General features: G+C 70.2%; 20 protein-coding genes. 8 read left to right on the top strand and 12 right to left on the bottom strand.

What is annotated here, in order from left to right:
* A complete protein-coding gene (locus CcI156_RS08355; RefSeq protein ID WP_076805163.1) occupies positions 1–1,032 on the top strand; it encodes a tyrosinase family protein in 1,032 nt (343 codons plus the stop codon).
* A 134-nt stretch (positions 1,033–1,166) separates the two neighbouring features.
* Here the strand turns inward: CcI156_RS08355 and CcI156_RS08350 are convergent, their stop codons facing one another.
* The 7 genes from CcI156_RS08350 to CcI156_RS08320 all read right to left on the bottom strand — a co-directional run bounded on the left by CcI156_RS08350 (position 1,167) and on the right by CcI156_RS08320 (position 7,822).
* Positions 1,167–2,093 carry a putative protein N(5)-glutamine methyltransferase gene (locus CcI156_RS08350; protein ID WP_023840139.1) on the bottom strand — a complete coding sequence of 309 codons (927 nt, stop codon included), beginning with the start codon at positions 2,091–2,093 and terminating at the stop codon, positions 1,167–1,169.
* Positions 2,094–2,381: 288 nt separating this feature from the next.
* On the bottom strand, positions 2,382–3,815 hold the full coding sequence (locus CcI156_RS08345; RefSeq protein WP_254847334.1) for a cell wall metabolism sensor histidine kinase WalK: 1,434 nt from the start codon (positions 3,813–3,815) through the stop codon (positions 2,382–2,384).
* Positions 3,816–3,880: 65 nt separating this feature from the next.
* Positions 3,881–4,609, bottom strand: coding sequence for a response regulator transcription factor (locus tag CcI156_RS08340; protein ID WP_011434703.1), 729 nt, complete (start codon positions 4,607–4,609; stop codon positions 3,881–3,883).
* On the bottom strand, positions 4,606–5,418 hold the full coding sequence (locus CcI156_RS08335; protein WP_254847329.1) for an FAD:protein FMN transferase: 813 nt from the start codon (positions 5,416–5,418) through the stop codon (positions 4,606–4,608). Before CcI156_RS08335 ends, CcI156_RS08340 begins: the two co-directional genes overlap by 4 nt.
* Before the next feature lie 61 nt (positions 5,419–5,479).
* Positions 5,480–6,061 carry an FMN-binding protein gene (locus tag CcI156_RS26750; RefSeq protein ID WP_371681781.1) on the bottom strand — a complete coding sequence of 194 codons (582 nt, stop codon included), beginning with the start codon at positions 6,059–6,061 and terminating at the stop codon, positions 5,480–5,482.
* Positions 6,058–7,404, bottom strand: coding sequence for a ferric reductase-like transmembrane domain-containing protein (locus CcI156_RS08325; protein ID WP_011434700.1), 1,347 nt, complete (start codon positions 7,402–7,404; stop codon positions 6,058–6,060). Before CcI156_RS08325 ends, CcI156_RS26750 begins: the two co-directional genes overlap by 4 nt.
* Before the next feature lie 139 nt (positions 7,405–7,543).
* A complete protein-coding gene (locus CcI156_RS08320; RefSeq protein WP_011434699.1) occupies positions 7,544–7,822 on the bottom strand; it encodes a hypothetical protein in 279 nt (92 codons plus the stop codon).
* A gap of 579 nt (positions 7,823–8,401) precedes the next feature.
* On the opposite strand from CcI156_RS08320, the gene CcI156_RS08315 reads away from it, so the two are divergent.
* The 3 genes from CcI156_RS08315 to CcI156_RS25535 all read left to right on the top strand — a co-directional run bounded on the left by CcI156_RS08315 (position 8,402) and on the right by CcI156_RS25535 (position 10,651).
* Positions 8,402–9,262, top strand: a complete 861-nt coding sequence (locus tag CcI156_RS08315; protein WP_076805161.1) for a helix-turn-helix transcriptional regulator — start codon at positions 8,402–8,404, stop codon at positions 9,260–9,262.
* Complete coding sequence (locus CcI156_RS08310; protein WP_011434697.1) at positions 9,259–9,501, top strand: DUF397 domain-containing protein; 243 nt, start codon at positions 9,259–9,261, stop codon at positions 9,499–9,501. Before CcI156_RS08315 ends, CcI156_RS08310 begins: the two co-directional genes overlap by 4 nt.
* 991 nt (positions 9,502–10,492) lie before the next feature.
* Entirely contained in the window at positions 10,493–10,651 is a 159-nt protein-coding gene (locus CcI156_RS25535) for a hypothetical protein (protein WP_175637556.1), read from the top strand.
* A 272-nt stretch (positions 10,652–10,923) separates the two neighbouring features.
* Here the strand turns inward: CcI156_RS25535 and CcI156_RS08305 are convergent, their stop codons facing one another.
* From CcI156_RS08305 to CcI156_RS08290, 4 genes are read right to left on the bottom strand one after another with little or no spacing between them, the layout of a single operon-like run.
* Positions 10,924–12,018, bottom strand: coding sequence for a hypothetical protein (locus CcI156_RS08305; RefSeq protein ID WP_076805159.1), 1,095 nt, complete (start codon positions 12,016–12,018; stop codon positions 10,924–10,926).
* 52 nt (positions 12,019–12,070) lie between these two features.
* Complete coding sequence (locus tag CcI156_RS08300) at positions 12,071–13,378, bottom strand: glycosyl hydrolase (RefSeq protein WP_011434694.1); 1,308 nt, start codon at positions 13,376–13,378, stop codon at positions 12,071–12,073.
* A gap of 2 nt (positions 13,379–13,380) precedes the next feature.
* The gene (locus CcI156_RS08295) at positions 13,381–14,358 is read right to left on the bottom strand and encodes an NAD(P)-dependent oxidoreductase (RefSeq protein WP_076805156.1); all 978 of its coding nucleotides are present in this window, start codon (positions 14,356–14,358) and stop codon (positions 13,381–13,383) included.
* Between the two features lie 2 nt (positions 14,359–14,360).
* Positions 14,361–15,491: a DegT/DnrJ/EryC1/StrS aminotransferase family protein gene (locus CcI156_RS08290; RefSeq protein WP_011434692.1), complete on the bottom strand. Its 1,131-nt coding sequence runs from the start codon at positions 15,489–15,491 to the stop codon at positions 14,361–14,363.
* 1,817 nt (positions 15,492–17,308) lie between these two features.
* On the opposite strand from CcI156_RS08290, the gene CcI156_RS08285 reads away from it, so the two are divergent.
* The 4 genes from CcI156_RS08285 to CcI156_RS08270 all read left to right on the top strand — a co-directional run bounded on the left by CcI156_RS08285 (position 17,309) and on the right by CcI156_RS08270 (position 20,404).
* Complete coding sequence (locus tag CcI156_RS08285) at positions 17,309–18,193, top strand: alpha/beta fold hydrolase (RefSeq protein ID WP_023840146.1); 885 nt, start codon at positions 17,309–17,311, stop codon at positions 18,191–18,193.
* Positions 18,194–18,458: 265 nt separating this feature from the next.
* Entirely contained in the window at positions 18,459–18,983 is a 525-nt protein-coding gene (locus tag CcI156_RS08280; RefSeq protein ID WP_371681780.1) for a phage holin family protein, read from the top strand.
* A 125-nt stretch (positions 18,984–19,108) separates the two neighbouring features.
* Positions 19,109–19,651 (top strand): DUF3618 domain-containing protein, encoded by a 543-nt coding sequence (locus tag CcI156_RS08275; protein ID WP_023840147.1) that lies wholly within the window; start codon positions 19,109–19,111, stop codon positions 19,649–19,651.
* A gap of 306 nt (positions 19,652–19,957) precedes the next feature.
* On the top strand, positions 19,958–20,404 hold the full coding sequence (locus CcI156_RS08270) for an SRPBCC family protein (protein WP_076805230.1): 447 nt from the start codon (positions 19,958–19,960) through the stop codon (positions 20,402–20,404).
* A gap of 143 nt (positions 20,405–20,547) precedes the next feature.
* Here CcI156_RS08270 and CcI156_RS08265 read toward each other — a convergent pair whose 3' ends face one another.
* Entirely contained in the window at positions 20,548–21,672 is a 1,125-nt protein-coding gene (locus CcI156_RS08265) for a sensor histidine kinase (protein ID WP_235462906.1), read from the bottom strand.
* Between the last annotated feature and the right edge of the window lie 389 nt (positions 21,673–22,061).

Below are 22,061 nucleotides of genomic sequence, written 5' to 3'. Positions count from 1 at the left end.
ATGGCGGTCGTCCGGCGCGACATCCTTCTCGACGACGACGCGAGAAAGGCCTATATCCGCGGAATCAAGCTCCTCAAACACGAACCTACGACGCTGCGCACGRATCAGTTCGGCATCCCCGGTCCGAGCCGACCGGTACGGACCTACGACCTGTTCGTCATCTGGCATGTCATCGCGATGAACACCCCCGTCCCCCCGGGAGGGTCACCGAGCAACCGCAACGCCGCGCACGCCGGCCCCGTCTTCCTGCCCTGGCACCGGGTCATGCTTGGCTGGCTGGAAGTGCACCTCCAGCGCGTTCTCGGCGACCCGAACTTCGGGCTGCCCTACTGGGACTGGGCGCGCGACGGGACACCCTCCGCCCCCGCCACGGCGCCGAACCCCGCTGCTTCGGCACTGTGGCGGAACACCCCGGACGGTTTCGGGGGCCAGGGCACCCCGATCCCCGGCGGTGCGTTCTTCTTCGACCCCGCCGACCCGACCAGCTTCCGGGTACGGATCTCCACCAGCAGCAGCGGCGCGCTCCAGCAGGTCGCCGAACGCGGCGTGCGGCGTAGATTCGGCAGCGCCACGTTCGGATCGTCGATCCTGCCGAGCAACGCCGATATCACCGCAGCCWTCGACACCGTCGCCGATCCGACACTCGCGAGCTACGACGAGGCTCCCTTCAACGTGAGTTCGCGGGGGTTCCGCAACCGTCTCGAAGGCTTCATCGGCACCGGACTGCACAACCAGGTCCACCGCTGGGTTGGCGGGGGCAGGGACATGTYGCTGGCGTCGTCCCCCAACGACCCGGTCTTCTTCGTGCACCACTGCAACGTCGACCGTGTCTGGGAGGGTTGGATGCGGCGTCACGGCCGCGTGTACCAGCCGGACATGACCGCCCCGGCAAGCCTCCTCGGCCATCGGATCGACGACCCGCTKGTCTCCCCGTTCGCCCCGTCGAGCACGTCGAGCACGCCGAGCACCCCGGCGACCCCCCGCAGCGTGCTCGACATGACCGACACCTACACCTACGACGTCCTGCCCTGAAACATCTCCTGTTGGCTGACGAGCAGGTCCCGGGGATTCACCGAGGACGGCTTCGGTCCATCCGCATCCATTGCATCCGGCCGCATCCGGCTGCCCGCGGCCTTTCCGCGGGCAGCCGCGGATAAGGGCTGGGCCTACCCGACTGGCGGCAGCTGTCCAGCTGCCGCGCCCACCGCGGACACGGGAGCCGCGGCCGGCCTGGTGGCGATGACGACGGTGGCGTTCAGGTCGGCGGAACTGGCGACCGTGGGGATCAGACCGGCCTGGGCGCTGGCTTCGACGATCGATGCCGCCTGCCGCTCGCCGGTCTCGACCAGCAGGTGACCGCCCGGGGCCAGCCACCGCGGCGCCTCGGCGGCCACCCGCCGCAGAACATCGAGCCCGTCCGCCCCGCCGTCGAGCGCCACCCGCGGCTCGTGCTCGCGAGCCTCCGGCGGCATCAGCTCGATCGCGTCGGTGGGTACATAGGGGGCGTTCGCGGCCAGCAGGTCCACGTGGCCCCGTAGGACGGCTGGCAGCGGCTCGTAAAGATCACCATCGTAGACCTGGCCACCGGCGGAGGCGAGGTTGCGGCGGGCGCACCGCACCGCGGCCGGTTCGATGTCGGCGGCGTGTACTTCGATCCCGGGCAGGGCTGCCACCAGCGCGACCCCCATCGCCCCCGAGCCACAGCACAGATCGACGACAGTGACCGGCCGGGACCGGCCGGCAACCCGTTCGACCGCCTGATCGACAAGGAACTCCGTGCGGCGGCGGGGCACGAAGACCCCGGGGTCCACGGCTATCCGCAGGCCGTGGAACTCCGCCCAGCCGAGCACGTGTTCCAGGGGCAGACCGGCGACGCGCCGCCGCACCATCGCGGCGAGTTCGCCCGGGGTCCGGGCCGCATTGACGAGCAGCCGTGCCTCGTCCTCGGCGAAGACGCAGCCGGCGGCCCGCAGCCGCGTGACGACGACGGACCGCGGCAGGGACGAAAACGGTGAGGAAGACGGACGAGAAGAGGAGGGAAAGGACGGACGAGAAGGGGAGAGAAAGGAAGGAGAAGGGCCGGATGTCGACACGGGAAGCCTTTCGGGATGCCGAAGGGCACCCTCCCGATCGCCTACCTCGAGCGAACCGCGCGACCGCGGGAGGAGAGCACCCACCCTGACACAGCGGAAATGGGTCTCACCCCCTCAAGACGATCACCTGTGGTGACGGCCATCTTACCCGAGCTATCTGATCCGGATCGCCGCGGGCCCAGGGCGCCGGCCAGCACGACCGAGGTGATGAACCAGAACTCCGCCCCCTTCGCCGCCTAGCGCGCGCCCGCCACGTCTCCGGGCCCGTTTCCGGCGAAGGTGAACAGGTCAGTCGGGCTGCGACGGACCGGGCAGGACGAGACGGAACGTCGCCCCGCCGCCCGGGGTCGGCCGGTACTCGACCCGCCCGCCGTGCGCGGTGGCGACGGCGTCGACGATGGACAGGCCCAGACCGGTCCCGCCGGCGTCCCGGGACCGCCCGGCATCGGCCCGGAAGAAGCGTTCGAAGAGGTGGGCCACGGCATCCTCGGGGACGCCCGGGCCGTGGTCGACCACCGAGACCACGATCCCGTCGGTGGGACCATCGCCCGTCGGCCCCGGGGAGCCGGCTTCGAGGGGGCCCACGGAGACGGAGATCCCGGCGTCGGGCGGGGTGTGGACGACGGCGTTGCGGACGAGGTTGCCGACGGCCTGCCGCAGCCGGCCCTCATCGCCGAGCACCTCGAGGATCGGCGRCACGTCGACCTCGATCGTCCGTCCCGGGCTCACCACACGGGCGTCGGTGACGATGTCACGGACCATCGCCGCGACGTCGACCGGCTGGCGCTCCAGCACCGGTCGCTGGTCCAGCCGGGCGAGCAGCAGCAGGTCATCCACCAGCTCGCTCATGCGCGCGGACTCCTCCTCGATGCGGCGCATGACCATCGCCAGGTCCTCGGGCCGCTCCGCGGCGCCGCGGTGGAACATCTCGGCGTACCCGCGGATCGATGTCAACGGGGTCCGCAGCTCGTGGCTCGCGTCCCCGACGAAGCGGCGCAGACGCCCTTCGGAGACCTCACGCGCCCGGAACGCCGCCTCGATCCGGGTGAGCATCGCGTTGAAGGCGAGCCCGAGCCGACCCACCTCGGTCCGGCGGTCCGCGTCGGCGACCCGCCTGGTCAGGTCGCCGTGGGCGATCAGGTCCGCGGTCTGCTCGATCCGGGTCAGGGGACGCAGCCCAAGCCGGATGAYGACGTATGCCAGCACGGCCAGCGCGGCCGTGACCACCGAGGTCGCCACGACCTCGATCCTGGTGACCCGGTCAAGGGTGGCGTTCACCTCCGCGAAGGGCACGGCGACGATCAGCACATACCCGTTGTCGAAGCGCTCCGCGAGCATCCTGAACCGGCCGCCATGGTCCTCGGCGCCCACCGTGCACAGCGGGACGGTCGCGAGGTCCGGATGCAGCCGGGCGGTGGCGAGCAGGCGTGCCGACACCGCCGGACGCTGCGTCGGCGCCGCCGGGCCACCCGGACCACCCGGGCCACCCGGGCCGGGGCTGGCCTCGGCGAGCCGGCGGCCGGCGCCGTCGTACAACGCGCCGTAGGTGCCCACCAGGAACGTGGTGCCGAAACCTGGGTAGTGGTCATCCCCGTCCCCGTCCCCGCCGGCCCGCAGGAGCAACTGCTCCATCAGCGGATGGGCGTCCCGGACCTGCTGGTCCAGCCGGCCACGCAGGTAGGCCCCCAGAGCCCCTCGCGTGCCGACGGCGCCGAGAGCCATCCCGACGGCCAGCAGGCCCACCAGGGCCAGCAGCAGCCGGGCCCGCAGGGACAGGACCGGCCGGCTCAACGCGGCAGGCGCAGCACGTAGCCGACGCCGCGCACCGTGTGGATCAGCGGGGGTGGCACGTCGTCGATCTTGCGCCGCAGATAGCTGACGTAGGTCTCCAGGACCCGCGCGTCACCGCCGAAGTCATGTCCCCAGACGTGGTCGAGGAGTTGGGCCCGGGTGAGCACCTTGCGGGCGTTCGCGAGCAGGTAGTGCAGCAGGCGATACTCGGTGGCGGTGAGGTCGACGTGCCGCCCGGCGCGCCGCACCTCGCGGGTCTCCGGGTCGAGCTCGAGATCGGCGAAACGCAGCGGCGTGGGCGCGCCGTCGGCGGCCCCGGCCCGGCGCAGGATCGCCCGGACCCGGGCGATCAGCTCGCTGACCGCGAACGGTTTCGTCACGTAGTCGTCCCCGCCGAGGGTCAGTCCGTGCACCTTGTCCTCGGTGGCGTCCCGGGCCGTCAGGAACAGGGTGGGCACGCCCTGCCCCGATCGCCGCAGCCGCTCGCAGACCGCGAACCCGTCGATGTCGGGGAGCATGACGTCCAGCACGAGCAGGTCCGGCGGGGACAGGGCGGCCTGTGTCAACGCCGCCTGCCCGGAGTGCGCGGCGCGTACGTCGAAGCCCTCGTAGCGCAGTGCCATGGTCACGAGGTCGGTGATCGCCTCCTCGTCGTCGACGACGAGGACCCTGATCGGACGGTCCACCCACCCAGTCTCGTCCTGCTCGCCGGGAAGACCGGTCATCGGGATCCGGCGGACGCGGAACGGGACCCGTCCGATGCGGGGGGTGATGCGGGGGGTGCGGACGCGGCGGCGGCCACCTGGCCGGGGAATCCCCCCGAATGGTCCAGCCGACCGACGGCGTCGACGATCAGCCAGGCCCATCCCTCCCGAGCAAGATCGACAAGCAGGGTCCACGCGTCCCGGCCGGCGGCGAGGGCGGCCGTGGCGTAGGCGTCCGCCAGGGTGAGGTCCRGTCCAACGAGGGTGACCGCGACGAGCTCGGTCGCCGGGATGCCGGTGCGCGGGTCGATCACGTGCGCGCCCCGCTCCAACACCCCCGAGGTGGCGACGGCCAGCTCGGTGCCCTCGACCACCGCGACGAGTCGGCTCCGGTCGAAGGGATCCGACACCCCCACCCGCCAGGGTCGCCCCGGCGCCGAGGCGACTCCCCTGGCCCGCAGGTCCCCCGCCGCATTGACGCAGTGGTCCGCGGCTCCGGCGTCAGTCAGCACCCGGGAGGCCGCCTCGGCCGCCCAGCCCTTGACCAGACCGGTGGGGTCCAGCGTGCCGTCGCCCCGCCACGCCGGGTCGAACCTGCCGCCGGTCCGCTCCCGGCAGGCGCGGGCCACCCGGTAGACCTCGCGGACGTGGTCGGGACAGGCACCGAGGTCGACCTCGCCGCGCCGGATTCGAGAGACCCAGGACCCGGGCAGGAACGTGCTGAAATCCTCGTCCGCCCGGTGCAGGACCGCAGCCGCCGCCTCGATCGCCGCCGCCAGATCCGCTGGGGCGAGCGGGGTGCGGACGTCGATGCTGACGACGGTGCCCATCACCGGTTCGGCGCGGACCCGTCCGGGCCGAACCGGCACCGGCCYGCCCGACACCGGCAGGCTAGGCACCGGCCTTGTCCAGGGCGGACTGGACGGACCACGCGTACCCGTTGCTGGTGTACGAGGCGCCGGAGACGGTGTCGATCCGGGCGTTCTGGGCGTCGAGCACCTCCTGGCGCAGGATCGGCACGGCCCGTTCGTTGATCTCGATGTCCCGCCGCTCCCGGTCCGGCATCTGCAGGACAACCACATCGGTGATCTTCTTCCCGACCAGGACAAGCTGGACCTRCACCGGCCCGTAGCGGGTATCGATGGCGTCCCCGGTCACCGTCCGGGTGGTAACCGTTCCGGYGGAGCCCGAACCTGTGGACCCCGCGGTGGCGGAGAAGGACGGGGCCGGTGTGCCCGCCGACGCGGAGGGCTGAGCGGGCTGAGCGGAGGGCTGAGGGGTCGCCCCGGCGGAGGGCTGAGGGGTCGCCCCGGCGGCGGTCGGCGACGCGGCGAGTGCCACCAGCCGCTCCCCGTGTCCGGTCGCGGCCTTCGCACCGACCACGAGGATGGCGGCTCCCATCAGCGCCACGAAACCGAGCCTTCCCCGGTAGGGTTTTTCGGCGTTGTCGTTGTTGTCGTTGTTGTCGTTCAACGGAGATCGAACTCCTCGGTGTGAATCTGGTCACGGGAAACGCCGAGACCGCGAAGCGCCCGGACGACCGTGGTGGTCATCCCACGAGGGCCACAGACGAAGACGTCGCGGTCGGCGGCGTCCGGGATGGCGGCATCGAGGAAGCGGGCCTCCAGCGGGTCGTATCCGAGCTCACGCCGGGAACCGATCACCCGGTGGACGATCATTCGACTGCTCTCGGCGAGCGCCTCAAACTCCCGTCCCAGCGCGAGATCGCTCGGCCGGCTCACCCGGTGCACAACCACGACGTCGTCGCCACGACCGGCAAGATCCTCTGCCAGCGCCCGAACCGGTCCGATTCCGCTGCCCCCGCCGACGAGCAGCGCCCGGCCCCGGTGGGCCCGCGCGGCGGTGAAATGTCCGAAGGGACCTTCCGCCACGACCGGTGTGCCCGGTCGCAGCAGGGCGACCGCCCGGGAGTGGTCGCCGGCGGCCTTGACCGTGATACGCAGCTGATGCGCTGTCGGCGGGGCCGACAGCGAGTAGGGGTGCGCGGTCACGAGATGCCCGCGGGCGGCGAACCGCCACAGCAGGAACTGCCCCGGACGCGCACCGAGCCGGTGCAGGTCGTGACCGCGGATCCACACCGAGACGACGCCGGGTGCCTCCTCCACCACCCGATCGACCGTCATCCGGTGCCGGGCCACGGCCGCGATCGGCAGGATCAGGCGCCAGACGACGAGACAGGCGGCGACGGAGACGTACATCGCGGTCCACAGCAGCCGGTTAACCGGGTGACCGACGAAGTCCCCACCGGTCTCCGTCTGGTGGAAGAAGACCAGGAACACGGCGAGGTAGGTGGTGAGATGYAGCGCGTACCAGACTTCGTACGAGATGCGCGGCCGGGCCGCCCGGGCACTCGCGACCCCGACGGCCACGAACAGCAGGGTGCCGACGGTGGCCTTCCACATCTCCGGGTATGTCATGATCACCGTGACGAGCTCGGCGAGCGGCTGATGATGCCCGGCCAAGCCGTAACCCCACACCGTCAGCAGGATGTGGACGACGATGAGCAGGATGACGTTCGTGCCCAGGCCGCGGTGCCACGCGGCCAGCCGGTCGAGACCGACGGCGCGTTCGAAGGCCGGTATCCGTGCCATGAGCAGCAGTTGCACGAGCACCAGATARGCCGCCAGCAGGCCGCAGACCCGACCGACCGCGGTCATGGCGGGCCCGGCGCCGTGGACGCTGGACGCGGAGGTGTCGAACCACCACAGGGCCACCACGGCGATCCCCCAGGCCACCAGGGCGAGACGCACCACGAGGTGGGGAGACCATCGGGCCGGGTGCCGYGTCGAACTCATGGGACGGACGATGTCCGGAGAGGCTGTGGACTACCTGAGAGAAGCCTCGGAACTTGCCGGGACTTCCMCGGAGCCGTCACGGGCCGGGGGCCACGCCAACCCGCAGGCGGGAGTCACCAGCAGCCACGAGTGGACCGGCTCAGGACGCCCGGGCGTGCTTACGAGCGTTAGCGGCATGCCGCAGGTCGCCACTCCCGCAGTATCCGTACTCGACCCGTCGCCGCCACACGGTCAGCCGGCAGCGGTCCGCCTCGATCGTCCAGGTACGGCGTTCGACCCGATCCTCGATCTGCACGGGCCGCGAGGTCACCGGCTCGTTCGCGCGCAGATGAGCCCAGTTGTGCGCCGCCTCCCATTCCGGGAAGGTGGCCACCAGTTCGCCATCGCCGTCATAAACCTGGAATTGGCGAGTCGTCATTGTCGCGCCTTTCGGTGATTGTCCGATAATGATGATCGTGGATCTGCCCGCCGGAGCCGCCGCGGAAGAAATCMCCTCCGCGCACAGCCGCGCGACGCACAGCCGCGCGACGGAGAGCCGCACGACGGAGAGCCGCGCGACGGGGACAGCGCGGCGGACAACGGCGAGATGGCCGGCTCCGGGCGAGGATCGTCATCCACTCAGCCGGAACCGGCGGTTGAYGGTTGACGCCTGAGGGGTGACGCCTGACAGCCGCCGGCGTCGACACATGCGGGACCGGCGACGCGGCCGCCGGGCATGGAGGCACCACAGGTGCGGGGCGCCGTGTCTCGGCGCGGTCTCCCTACCGACATCCCGGACCCTGCGCGATGACCATCGACGTCTCCCCGCAACCAGCTCTGCCCCACACTCTCACCTTGAGGTGCATCATCGCTACTCAAGGTAAGCATGACCCCTGCACGCCTCTTCTGCAAGAGCTTCTGTAAGAGTTTCGCTACCCAGCGATGCGCGCCCTGGGTGAGGAGTGGCGAACAAGTGGCAGGATGCATCCATCACCCCGAAGAGCCCGAAGGACGAGCGATGGCCACGAGCGGCGGTCCGACCGTGCGGCGAAGGCGCCTGGGCGCCGAGTTACGACGACTTCGCGAGGGGGCGGGCATCTCCGTCGACGAGGTCTGCCAACTGCTGCGCTGTTCGGTTTCCAAGGTCAGTCGGATGGAGAACGGCCGCGTGCCGGTCCGCACCCGGGACGTGTCCGACCTGCTGGCTCTCTACGGCGTGACCGACGACGAACGCCGGGACGCGTTGCTGGCCCTGGCCCGCGAGTCCCGGCGCCACGGCTGGTGGCACACCTACCACGACGTGGTCCCCGCCTGGTTCGAGATCTATATCGGCCTGGAGGGCGACGCCGCCTCGATCTCGGTCTACGAATCGCAGCTCGTCCATGGGCTGCTGCAGACCAGCGACTACGCCCGGCCCGTCATCCGGGCCGACGATCCGGAGGTGAGCGAGGACGAGGTCGAACGCAAGATCGCGCTCAGGCTGGACCGGCAGCGCCGGCTCACCGCCGCCGATCATCCTCGCCTCTGGGTGATTCTGGACGAGGCGGTCCTACGCCGGACAATCGGCGGCAGAGCCGTCATGCGAAGCCAACTTGAGTTCCTCGCCAAACAGTCCGAGCTGCCGAACGTGACAATTCAGGTACTTCCCTTCTCCGTGGGCGCGCATGCCAGCCTGGGAAGCACATTCTMGATACTCGGATTCCCCGAGTCGGGAGACAACGAAGTGGTCTATATAGAGGAAGCGGCCGGAAGTCTCTATATTGAGCGCCCCTCCGAAGTCAGGYGCTATAGAGTGAAGCTGGATCATCTTCTGGCGGCAGCCCTGCGGCCGGAAGAGTCCATCCAGATGATACTCTCGGTCGCAGAGGAAATGAAATGATCAGATATATGAAGCCGATCACCGACAATGCCATCGAGGCGGCTTGGCGCAAGAGCAGCTACAGCAACGGCGCGGGCGGTATGTGTGTGGAGGTCGCGGCGCTCGGCGGGGGCGTCGCCGTCCGTGACTCGAAGAACCCGACCGGGCCGGTGCTCGCCTTCTCGGCGGCCGAGTGGGACGCGTTCCTGGCCGGCGCGCGGGACGGCGAGTTCGACCGGAGCCGGATCATCCCGGGCTGAACCACCACCCAGCCCTGATCCGGGGGAATGGGGTGGGATGTCCTGTTCCCACCGAAAAATCCCATCGGAAAAAGCGAGATCGCCGCTGGTCGGCCTCGGCCCGGTTCCGGTCGCTCCGGCACGTCGCGACCGGAACCGGGCCGTCCGCTTTCGGCTCTCCCCCACGGTTCGATGCGCATCGCTCCGGTGACCGTAACCCCGCCGATCACGCCGGTAACCGGGTGATCCTCGGTCAACCCCTACCCGGGCCGGGATGCCCGGGCCAGGATGCACCGCCCTGGTGTTTCAGGCCCTGGTGTTTCAGAGCGGGACCGGCGCCGGGCCGGACCCGCCATGCGGAGACGATTCGATCAACGGCATCGTTCCATCGGCCTGGGGGCCGAGATACCTGTTCAGGAAGTCTCGCCACGAGCCGGTTGGCTCTTGCGCAATGCCTCCCGGTCGCGCACTCTTGTAGATGTTCGGTCGAGCTTCGTTGCCTGGACGTTCGTCTTGTCGCGGTTGTTACATGATTGTAACGTGATGTGGATACGGCAGCGCGTCACTCGCCGCGAGGCGATCGGGTGACAAGGCTCCTGCGGTCTCCCGTCACAGCCCGGCAGGTCGGCGTCTGGCCACCTTGCACCCGACCGGAACAGGCCACGCGGGCGTCAAGCGCCCGCCCAACGCGGAGGAGGGCAGTCGTTGTGACCATATGTGATAATACGGCTACCCGCGTGCGGCGCCATAACGCACCTGCCCGGATCCTCGGTCAGCCGGGGCGGGCGGAGCGCAGAGTCGCCATCCCGTCGCCCTCCTAGCGAGGCGGCGCAGCGCAGCGTCCGCCCGCTCTCCGGGTCCATCTGCTCATCTCCGATCTCGGATCGACCTCGTGTCGAAAGGATCGGCCGAGGCATCGTCGCCTCGTTCCCCGCCTTCCGGTCCGGTGTGCCGTCCGAGGTCACCCGCGAGTTGCAATGCCCTGTTTCCCTGCCACTGGGAGGTGATTGCCGTGRCCACCGCCACGACCAACCTGCTCAACACTCCGATCGAAGATCAGCGCGTCGAGCGTGTCCGCCGCGCGGCGCTGTCGGCCTACGTGGACGGAAAGATCTCCTTCGCGCAGGCGAACCTGCGGGTGCGCAAGGCCCTTCAGCGATTCGGGGTCTGACGAGCCAGCCGGGTCGTCGAGATGCGGCTGGCGGCGCCTCGACGACCCGGCCGGAGAGGAAACCCTGATCGCCCGGTCCGCGCCTGCTCTGCTCCGGGCCGGGCAGCAAACCTGGGCGGCGGGGATACGCGGGAAACGTGCGAGCGGGAAACGTGCGAGCGGGAAACGTGCGAGGCGGGCAAGCGGGAGACGGCCGGGCGCCCGGGCGATCGGGGGGTGAACCCGAGCGGCCGGCCACGACGACTATCTCACCGAAAGCACACGGCGCATCACTATAAGTTCTTCGACATGCCGCTGCGGTGAGCAACCGTGCCGGTACGAGCGTTAGAAGCCGCTTCGTCCCGGGCCCTTGCCGGCTGCCCCGGCTCCGCCTCCGATGGCTCGACCACCTCCGGCCRGCCGTCCAGGGGCGCGACGCCGTCCCCCAACCCGCGGTCGTCGGGGGTGGGTCGCAGCACGCTCTCAAGTTCGTCCACGGACCGGTCTGCCGCCATCCGATCACGGCCGAGAGCGGCGATTCCGGCCGCGACCAGGACCATCGCGACGATGAACGCCGCGCGGCGGACGCCGTCGGGCGCCGGCTCGCTGAACAGCGTCAGGCCCAGAGTCACCGGCAGGAAGGCGGAGACCCCGCTGGTCACCGGGAAGGCGATGACGGCGGCGCGCCCTTGCAGGCCACGCTGCTGAAGACCGAGCGCCAGCACGGAGAACAGCACGAGGACGTAGGGCGTCGGAGTGGTGAGCAGGTCCACCAGCGTGGACTGCCCCTCACGTCGTTCGTTCACCGCCAGGCCGATCTGGCGGGTCGCCAGCGTGGCGATGGCGTAGCTGACCCCGGCCGCGGCCCCGAATCCGAACGCGGCGCCCGCGACCATCTCCCGCACCGCGGCCAGGTTGGCGAGGGACGCGCAGAGCAGCGCGAAGACCAGACCGAGGACCAGGAAGGCCAGCAGGACATCGGTGCTGGCCGAGCTGCCGACCTCCGCTCGGCGCGTGAAGGCGAAGGCGAGCAGGCCGATACCGCCGACCATCGCGACCACGCCCAGCCAGCCGGTCAGGCTGATGTTCTCGCCGAGCACCCGCTGCGCCAGCAGGGTGAAGACGATMATGTCGAGGGCCATCACCGGGGCGACCATCGCCACCGGGGCCACGGACAGCGCATACACCTCCAGCAGGAACGAGCCCGCCTCCACGGCGAGGCCGATCAGCCACAGGGGGCGCAGCACCAGTCGGGCCAGCAGCGCAAGCCCCAGCCCCGAGCTCTCCTCCTCCCGGCGGGCAGCGCGGGCCTGGACGAKCGGCGCGATCCCGTAGAGAGCCGCCGAGACGACCGCGGTCGGCAGACCGATCACCAGGGCTCTGCTCATGTCCCGTCCAACATCGTGGCCCTCGGGATCCGTCCCGAACCGTGGGTTCGCCTCACCAGTCCGCGCCGAAACCGATCTGCGCCAGAGCCGCCCCGAATGCCCGCTCCCACGCGTGCGGGCCGATCGCCACCCGGTCCGACGGTGGCTTGACCCGGTCAAGGCACGCGAGCGCGGATCTGGTCAACGACACCGGGTCGGTGTTCGTCACCTCGGCATGACCTCGCTCGAGCTCCTTCTGAAGGTTATCCCGGCCATGCCCCGGCACCACGTCGATGAGCAGCAGGTCCCGGCCGATCACCCGAGCCTCGCTGCAGGTGTCCCCGGACGACGTGACGACCAGGTCGCTCGCCGCCATCAGCGCCGGGACGCGATCGGTGAAGCCGAACGGGATGACCTTGTGCTGCTGTTCCGACAGAGACGCCAACCGCGCGGCCAACCGCTGGTTGCGGCCGGCCACCGCAAGCACGTAGATGCCCGCCGCGGCCATGGCCGCGGCACCCTCTACCAACGGTCCCAGCCCCCAGGAGCCGGACATCAGCAGCACGCAGGGAGCGTCCGCGGGGATGCCGAGCGCGGCCCGCGCCTCCTCCTGGGTGGGCGGGTCGTAGAAGGGTTCCCGGACCGGGGTCGGGACCACCGAGATCAGCGCGTTCGGCGAGAACCGCCGCACGTACCGGGCGGCGGTCTGCGAGGTGACCAGGTAGAGGTCGGTGTTGTCGTGTACCCACAGCCGGTGCACGCAGCAGTCGGTGGAGAACACCGCCGTCACCAGGCCGGGGAACTCGGCCTTGACCCGGCTGGCCGCCGCGGCTCCGGTAGCGAAGATCGAGATCACGAGATCGGTCGGCTGGGCGGCCAGTTCCTCGCGCAATGCCGGGACGACGAACCGGCTCGAGGTCCTCTCGATGGCCTGGGCGAGCCGGCCACCGGTTCTCATCTGTGAGAAGTGCACGGCATCATACAGGCCCGGAACGGCGATCATGCCACGGAAGACCTTCTCCCCCCGGGAGCCGTTGCGCCCACCGAGCATGCGCAGGCTGTCGGCGGTCCGGGTGGTGAACCCGCGCCGGGTGAGCGACGCGCCGCACGCCTGTGCCATCACGTCGTGGCCCATCCCGAGCGAGCCCGACAGCAGCAGCGCGCCGCCGCGTCGCGTCGGCGTCCCGGCGGGCCGGACATCGACGCCGTGCGTGCGCGGATCGGCGGGGAGGGCGCCGGCGACCGGTCCCCCCGCTGCGGCCGGCCCTGGCAGGACAGGTTCCGTGACCCCCGGTTCGCCGGCGGCTGGCGGGCCGCCGACCCCCGCCTCAACATCATCTTCGGATGGTCCATTCACCGTGCTACCGCCGATCTGCGCCATGGTCACTCCGAGGAGGCCGCGGAGATATCGAGGTCGCCGACAGGCGGGAGCGCCTGAGCCGGAGGCCGTCGATTTGCCAGATACCACTCGATGTACTGCCGGACACCCTCCGAGAAGGGTGTGGTCGGTCGCCATCCGAGCACCTCCGCGGCCCGCTGCGCGGAGATCTCCCGACCGCGGAAGTCCCCGGGGCGCGCAGGCATGTGTTCGATGGCGGTGCCGGGGAAGTACTCCTGGACGGCCCGTGCCATCTCCAGCACACTGACCGATTCGCTGCCCTCGAGGGCGAGCGTAGTGTTGGCCGCGTCGGGGGTCAGAGCCAGCACGTGCGCCTCGGCCAGGTCCCGGACGAAAACGTAGTTGCGGAACTGCAGACCGTCGMCGGCCACCGTCAGCGACTCGCCGTTCAGAGCCTTGCGGACAAAGCGGGCCAGCACCAGCTCGTCACGCATTCCGGGGCCGTAGGGGATGCCGTAACGCAGGATCGTGAACGGCAGCCCGTAGGTCTGCTGATAGCTGTGCAGCAGCAGTTCGGCGGCCAGTTTCGTCGAGGTGTAGACATGCCCGGCGCGGCCCAGCGTGATCTCGGCGTCCTCCGTCAGCGGCGCCGAACCGGCCCGGTCACCGACCGCCCCGTACACCCAGACGGTGCTGGCGAACAGCACCCGGCGAACCCCGACCTGCCGCGCCGCCTCGCAGATGTTCCCGGTGCCCTCGACGTTGAGCCGCACGGTGCGCACCGGGTCGGCGAACGCGAAGTCCACATTGGACATCCCCGCGATGTGGAAGACRGCCTCGACGCCCCTCAGCGCGGCGGTGACCGCCGGCAGATCAAGCACGTCGAGGTGCTGGTAACTAGCCCGGGGGTCGACCGGCCGGTGTTCGACGTCCAGTGAGAGAACGTCGTGACCGGCGTCAAGCAGACGGTCGACCACATGGCTGCCGATGAAACCCGACCCTCCGGTTACCGCGATCTTCATCGTCATCCGTCCAGGCTCAGGCTCTGCAGCGCGGCGGCGAAGGACGCGACCACATGGTCGGCCTCCGCCTCGGTCATGTCCGAATGGATGGGCAGGCACACGTGCCGGGCGCAGATGTCCTCGGCGACCGGAAGGGACCGGAGCGCATAGTCGCCGAAGACCGGCTGCCGGTGCAGCGGCGACTCGTAAACCTCACCGCTCAGGGAGACGCCGTGGCGTTCCTTCAGCTCCTTCTTCAGCCGGCCGCGGTCGATTCCGGGGCGGGGCAGGACGATGTACTTGTAGTAGTTGCAGAGACCATCCGGCGGCACCTGCAGGCGGGTGACGGTACCCAGGGTGTCCAGCGCGGCGTCGTACCGCGCGGCTACGGCGGCGCGGGTCGCCAGGAAGTCAGCGAGATGCCGCAGATGCACCCGGCCGGTGACCGCATGAATCTCGCTGAGCCGCCAGGCGTACCCCTGCTTGATATGGACGTTCCCGAGAAAACCGGCTTTGCCCTGGTCACGATAGATCCGAGCGGCTTCGTGAATGGCGGGATCGGACGTGAGGATCATTCCGCCCTCACCGCTCGTGATGACCTTGGTTGGATAGAACGAGAACGCTCCCGCGATCCCGAACGACCCAGCGTGGCCGTCGCCGTGGCGGCTGCCGTGGGCATGTGCCGCGTCCTCGACCAGCGCGATGCCTCGATCGTCACAGAAGGCCCGCAACTCGGCCACGTCCGGCGGGATCAGCCCACCGATATGGACCAGGACAACGGCGCGGGTCCGCGGCGTCACCGCGGCCTCGACACTGCGGGCGGTCAGGGCAAAGGTGTCCGAACTCACATCCGCGAAAACCGGCATGGCACCGGCCCGCAGCACCGCGAAAGCGGTCGCCGCAAACGTGTTCGTCGGCACGACGACATCCGCGCCTTCGACACCGTGACTGCGAAGGATGATCTCCAATGCGGCTGTTCCACTGCTCACGGCGACCGCGAACGGGGCCTCGTGAGCCGCGGCGAATGCCGCCTCGAATTCAGCGGTATGGACGCCCAAGGTCAGCGCACCGGTGGCCAGGATCTCGGTCGCGGCCGATGCGATCTCCGCGCGATCCTCCGGTGAGAAGACGATACGCGCCGCAGGGACATGCACCTGTTCACCCCTACCTTCCGAGTCATTCCCGTGCGAGCGAGCCGGCSAGCCCCCATAGCGGCTGCGCCGCGACGAAGGACCCGGTCGGGACGAGCCGCGGCCTTCGCGGCATCACCGACTCCGAATTCCGCCGGCCTCCCGCCAGCGACCTACCGCGCTCCCTCCGACCCCTACGGAGGCAACCATCGGCTTTGTCGGTACATGCCCAAAACAGGCTATCGATCCCGATCGCCGGCATGTCCGCAGCCCATGGCCACTCCCCACGAAACATCTCATATCTGTCCGAACGTAGCCAGACCTGTCAGCAAGGCGATATTCCCGCAAGAGGGGAAAGKCATCCGTMACTAAAAACCGCCAACCCGCAACACGTGGTGATCGACGGCGACGCCACTCACCGCGACGACCACGGGGCCGCCCACGGCGACCCAGACCTGCTCCTCCAGCACCGCAGCCGTCCGGACCTCGTCGTTACGGCACCGCCGTTACGACACCGCCGTTACGACACCGCCGTTACGACACCGCCGTTACGACACCGGTCCCGACCAGCCGCTTCCCGGGCACGGCCAAGGCCGGGAGACCTGCATCGTCGCGCCTCCGATACCCAGCGCAACGCTCAATCACTCCGAGTAATACTCTCCCAGGTAGCCACGGAGGCAGCGGACGCCACCCCGCTGTCCGTTCCTGTCGATGAACCGCGACCTCGACCGAGGACGCAGGGCGGGAACGAGCAGACACTGYGGCAGACACTGATCGCCACGCGAACCACGCCCGTGGGCACGCGGACGACGATCAGTTGAAGACGGATGAACCGGATGGATGACGCGGCCGGCCGGGGCTGACCGGCTGTCGAGAAATCACCCGGTCGGAGTGGGCGACCAGGAAAAGATCCTCAACGGTCGAACCAGGGCCGTTCGCTCGGGAACGGTCTGGATGCAACCGGACACAAGTAGTCCCGACGAGACCATCTCACCCAACGTACGGGGGGAACGCAGGTATACGGCCTCGTCGGGACTTGGTGAAAGTGTACGACCCCCATCTGTCGGGCGCGACGGGACCAAGGTCCCTAACGGTTTCCGCACCCTCGACTCTTGCCAAAGAGCGCCGCAGTGTGCCTCGTGGGGCGAGAATGGTCACGATGCCGTCTCCCGGAAACCGATCTTGCACCGGCGTGTGCCGTAGGGCGGCCAGTGGGACGGCCGCCTCCACGCCAGCCCGATTTTGATCGCCAGGGTTCTGGCGACGTCCCCCGCACCTCCGGAGACGGACGACTCGGGCACCAGGGCCGGCGGGGTCGGCAACGGGGCGGGCGGYTCGCCCGGGCCGGACGGCAGTCCCCGAAAGGTCGAAATTTCGGGCTAGATTACCGGTTCTGTTGCACATGGGAAACATCAGAATGCTTCGCTGCACCCCGTGCGGCGAAGGGAGTGGCGGCGGTCACGGGAATATCCGCGGCGGTGGGATGCCCGTGGCACACGACGCGTATTCCCGGGAACGGGTGTGACGCCGCACGGGGCCGCCGGGCTCCGGTACCGGACCGGTCACCTCGCCGGACCGAGTGCACACGCGCTGTTCGCACCCGGCGGCGTCGGGCGTCCTGCGCATCGGCCGAGGCGGGTCGACCGCCGACGCATCTACGCAGGCCGGTCCAGCATTACATGATCGCCGCCCCGCGGTGGMCGTCTCATCGCCAATCCGACAACACGGCCGCGAACGGCCTGAACGCAGGCCTGGCGGTGTTGTATCAGGGGTGGGACACGTCGCCGCGGCCGGCGACGATGGAACCACCCGCCCGACGAACCGAACGGCAGAGACCTGGGATGGATGACGAAGCACCGGCCTGGTTCGAGGCCGCCCTTGACCACCGACCGGAGCGGCACGAGACCGAGGTGGCGGGCGCGACTATCAGTTACCGCTGCTGGGGCAGGGGCGGCCGGCCGGCGATCGTGCTGGTCCACGGTGGTGCCGCCCACGCGGGCTGGTGGGACCACATCGCGCCGATGATTCCGCGGGAGTACCGCGTCATCGCACTGGATCTGTCCGGCCACGGTGACAGCGACCGGCGCGAGGACTACTCGCTCAGTACCTGGGCGGCCGAGGTGATCGGTGTCATCGACCACGCCAAGGTCGCCTCGCCCCCGATCATCATCGGGCACAGCATGGGCGGCTGGGTGACGATCACCACCGCAGCCCAGTACCCGGACCGGGTCGCCGGCATCGTCGTCGTCGACTCCCCCGTGCAGGAGTTCACCCCGGAGGAACGGGCGGCCCGGGACCGGACGGCGTTCGGCCCGCTGCGGGTGTATCCGACAGCGACCGACGCGCTGGCCCGGTTCCGGGCGGTGCCGGAGCAGCCCTACGTGCTGCCGTTCATCATCGATCACGTCGCCCGGGGTTCGATCGGGTCGGTCCAGGGCGGCTGGACGTGGAAGTTCGACCCGAAGGTGTTCGGCAACCGGACCCCGTCGCCCGAGGTACTACGCAAGGTGCACTGCCGKGTCGCGCTCTTTCGGGCCGAGAAGGGCCTGCTCACCCCCGACATCGGTGTCCAGATGTACAACCTGCTCGGGCGGGTGGCACCGGTGATCGAGATCCCGCTCGCCGGCCATCACGTCATGCTCGATCAGCCGTTGCTACTGGTCACCGGGATCCGGACGATCCTCGCCGACTGGGAGCACTCCTCCCCGCAGGAACGGGTGGACTGACGACCGGGTGCGCCGGCCGCGGGCGCGGGAGCCCGGCGGAAAGCGGACGAGACGGTAATTCGTCCCAGGTGGCGCGACTGCCGGGGTTAAGCCGCCGATCCTAGGGAATCCGCAGATCGTACGTTGTTCCGCGGGTACGGCTACGCGGACGCCCCGCCAGGAGAAGCCGCAAGGAGAACCCATGAGGAGTGCGCACCGGCGGCAGTCGGGAACGATCGGTATTCCCTACCCGGACGATAGCGCCCCATACGTGGCTGGTGCACGGGTGCGGACCTCATCGGATGCCACCCAGGCTCTCCGGGCCGCGCCGGGCCCGCCGGCTGCCGGGAGCACGAGCGGGGACCGCGGATCGACCGGCAACCACGGATCGACCGGCAACCACGGATCGACCGGTGACCGCGAATCAACCGGCAACCACGAATCAACCGGGGAGCTGGTGTCCGACGTCGTCTCGGACATCTCCACACTGTTCCGCCAGGAGCTCGCCCTCGCCAAGGCCGAGATGCGCGAGGAGGTGGAGAAGGCCGGCAAGGGCGCCYGCATGTTCGCCGTAGCGGGCGGCGCCGGTTACTTCACCCTGCTTTTCGCCTTGTTGGCCGTCATGTTCGGCTTGGGGGAGGTGATGGCGCTGGGCTGGGYCGCCCTCATCATCACTGTCGTCCTCGGCGTCGTCGCGGCCGTRCTGGCCATGAGGGGTCGTTCCACCGTGCGCACGGTCCACCCCACTCCGGCGCAGACCGTGGAGACGCTGCGCGAGGACGTCCAGTGGGCGCAGGGCCGCCGCGGGTAGTTCGTCCCCCACCACCCTCGGGTTCGTCCACCCGCCCACCACCCCGTGTCGCCACTCCCGTGCCGCCCACCACCCCGTGTTTCCGCGGAACCACCGGCAGAAGCATCAGAAAGGTCAGGTTCGCAGTGACAAGCACGAGTCCGGATAAGATCCGGTCCGACATCGAGGCGACCCGGGCGCGGCTCGGCAGCGACCTCGACCAGCTCTCCGACCGGGTCAGCCCGCAGAAGGTCGCCGGTCGCACCGCACAGGACATCAAACGCCGGGTGACCACGGCGACCGAGGCGGTCCGCCCGAAGGTCGCGGCGACGACGGAGATCGCGGCCGAAAAGGCCCGGGACACGGCGGATCAGGCGAAGGCCACCGTACGCCGGCAGCTTGACGCCCACCCGCAGCTCGCCGTGACCGCACAGAAGGCCCGCGCGACGGCCGGCAGCGCCGCGGGTACGGCCACGCAGACCGTGCACAAGCAGCTCGAGGCGCACCCGCAGGTGGCGGCGAAGGCCGGCCAGGTGCGCGACACCGCGGGCAGCGCCCTCACGGCCGGCCGGCAGAAGGCCGCCGACAACCCGCGGGCGGCGGGGTCCGCCGCCGGGCTGGCGGCTCTGCTCGTGATTCTGCTGTTCATCCTCCGGCTCCGGCGGCATTGCGGGATCGACCCGGGGTAGCGGTCCCCGACGCTCTCGGCGGCGCTCGCCACACTCGGCCCGGCGGCGCGCGATCTGGCCGCTCTGGTGGGCGTCCACCTGCTCGCCGACTGTAACTCCAAGTAATCAACTGCGCCGCTCGGCGCCCGTCAAGCCGGGAAGCGCGACGGGCGAGGGCGACGGACTACGGGTCAGATGAGACGGTCAGGGGCACGCGAGCCTGGCGGCCCGCCCGTGGCGCCACGGGTTCCCTCCCGGACGAGCACGGCTGCCGGGAGGAACGCGGACTTCGGCCGAGAGCCGGCCGGAGCGAGGAAGGAGGAGCTGGTGGGACAGATCGAGGTCGTCGTCAGGCGGGTCGTGCCGGGCACCCCCGAGCAGGTTGTCGCGAAGCTCGCGGACTACCAGGGCGCCCGCGCCCGAGCCTGGCCAGAGAACGTCTCCGAGTACCGGGTGTTGGCGGGGGGCCACGGTGCCGGGACCCGCATCGCCTATCGGCTCCAGRCAACCCGCAAGCGGGTGCGTCAGATCGACGCGACCGTCTCCGTCCCCGATGCGAGCACTCTCGTCGAGGCGGACCAGAACTCCTCGCTGTGCACCCGCTGGCACATCGTCCACGGCTCCGGGCCGGACCAGAGCCTGGTCACGGCGACGACGACCTGGGACGGTGCGGGCGGTGTCGGCGGCTTCTTCGAGCGCGCGTTCGCCCCCATCGGCGTCCGCAAGCTGCACACCGCGGTCCTGGACAAGGTTGCCGGACAGTCCGGGGGCTAGGATCCGGCCGCCGAGCGGTGCAGGGTCGGCCATACTTCCCGCGTCGGCCCCGCCGCCATCAAACCTGCCCGGCCCATCAAACCTGCCCGGCCCACCGAACCCGGCCGGCGAGCCGGACCCGGCCGGGCTGGGGCGAAGCCCCGTTAGACGTACATGTACATCCGCACGGTCGTGCCAACCCGGGTCGACCGGAGCTGGACGAGATCGCACAGCTGGTTGACGAGCCACAGCCCGCGGCCGCCGCCCAGGGACAGGTCCGGGCGGCGGCGTCCGGCCAACCGGTCGTACAGYCGGCCGCCGTCGCGGACCTCGCAGATCAGGCAGGCGTCGTCCGTCCAGAGGCGGACCGCTCCGTGGCCCCCGCCGTGGTGCACGCTGTTCGTGGCGACCTCGTGCACGGCCAGCTCGAACTCGCCGGTCCGCTCGGCGCCCAGGCCCCAGGCCAGGGCGACCCGGATCACCTCGGCGCGGACGTGCCCCAAGTCGCGCGGGCCGAAGGCGAACTCGACGCGGGGAACGCCGAGGTCCGGCAGGGCCTCGGCCAGCGGGTCGGGGCCCGGACTCGCGACGGCGGACCCGGGCGGTCGATACCGGGAACTGATCCGGCCCAGCCCGCCCTCCACCACCGCGGGATGGGTGCGCCAGATCTCGTCAACGAGCGCCGGGCCGATCCGGCCCACGTCATAGAGGCACCGCAGCCGCCACGCCGGCGGCGCGGCGAACGCCTCGTTGAGCAACGCCTCGTGCAGCATGGATTCCCGCCGCTCCGGGCCGGACCGGGCCAGCCATGTCGGCTCGCCGATCCCCCGTACCAGCCGACCGCGCTCGACACCGAGATCCAGAAAATCCTGCCAGGCCGGAATAACCCGGGCCGGGTTACGACCAAGCTCGGCCATATCGAGAAAAGAGACGCGCTGCGCGGCCCGACCGAGGGCTGCGCGTAACTGGCGTATCCGCGGCTGTGTCACGGCTACCAGGACGGCCTCGTCGACCGCGAGTCCGGCGAGCACGAAATCGCGCGTTGCGCTGAGGAAACCGGCGTCGCCCTGATACAGGAAAGCCTCGTGCCGAATCCCGTCGGCCCCACTTCCACCGGTGACCGGGCCACAGATGGAGCCCAGGGTGCTCCCGTGGCTCACTTCACACCCCGGCGCGGCAAAACGCGGGTCGCCCCCGTGGGAACCCACCCGCCCACTCACCGCGACCTCAGCGGCGGAATGCCGAGAATACACGCGGCCCGCGCCGGCAGCCCCGTCCCCAGTGTGCACGGGCACATCGTAGGTCATGCCGAACCAATGGGATATACCCCGCAACGCAATCAGACCGCCCAGCTCGTCAGAGCTGGTAGCGGAAACGACCCGACCAGCCCGGAACCGGTTCTCCGGCCGGGCGGACCACGCCGGGCCGGGCCGGTCGCCGCCGTGACCGCGCCACGCGGGGACGATGCCCGAGACCAGGAGGCCGGCGCTCGAGACCAGGAGGCCGCGGGAACGCGGGAACGCGGGAACGCGCACCGGGACCGCCGCCCGCGGGCGGAAAACCTCGTGATCACCCGTAGTCTCGCAGTCAGGGCGTCGGCGCGGGTCTCACCGCGCGGCGCCCGAGCGACGACGCGGCCGACCCCGGCCCGGCGACCGAAGATCGACGAGAAGGCGGA

This window comes from Frankia sp. CcI156 (genome assembly GCF_001983015.1).
GTDB lineage: Bacteria > Actinomycetota > Actinomycetes > Frankiales > Frankiaceae > Frankia > Frankia casuarinae.
The sequence above is the reverse complement of the archived record's forward strand: the minus strand, read 5'-3'. Positions and strand labels throughout refer to the sequence as shown.

Bases quoted from the DNA above. Each gene is read 5' to 3' on its own strand.
- CcI156_RS08310 (WP_011434697.1), top strand. From the start codon at position 9,259: ATGATCAGATATATGAAGCCGATCACCGACAATGCCATCGAGGCGGCT.
- CcI156_RS08320 (WP_011434699.1), bottom strand. From the start codon at position 7,822: ATGACGACTCGCCAATTCCAGGTTTATGACGGCGATGGCGAACTGGTG.
- CcI156_RS08300 (WP_011434694.1), bottom strand. From the start codon at position 13,378: ATGGCGCAGATCGGCGGTAGCACGGTGAATGGACCATCCGAAGATGAT.
- CcI156_RS08340 (WP_011434703.1), bottom strand. From the start codon at position 4,609: ATGACCGGTCTTCCCGGCGAGCAGGACGAGACTGGGTGGGTGGACCGT.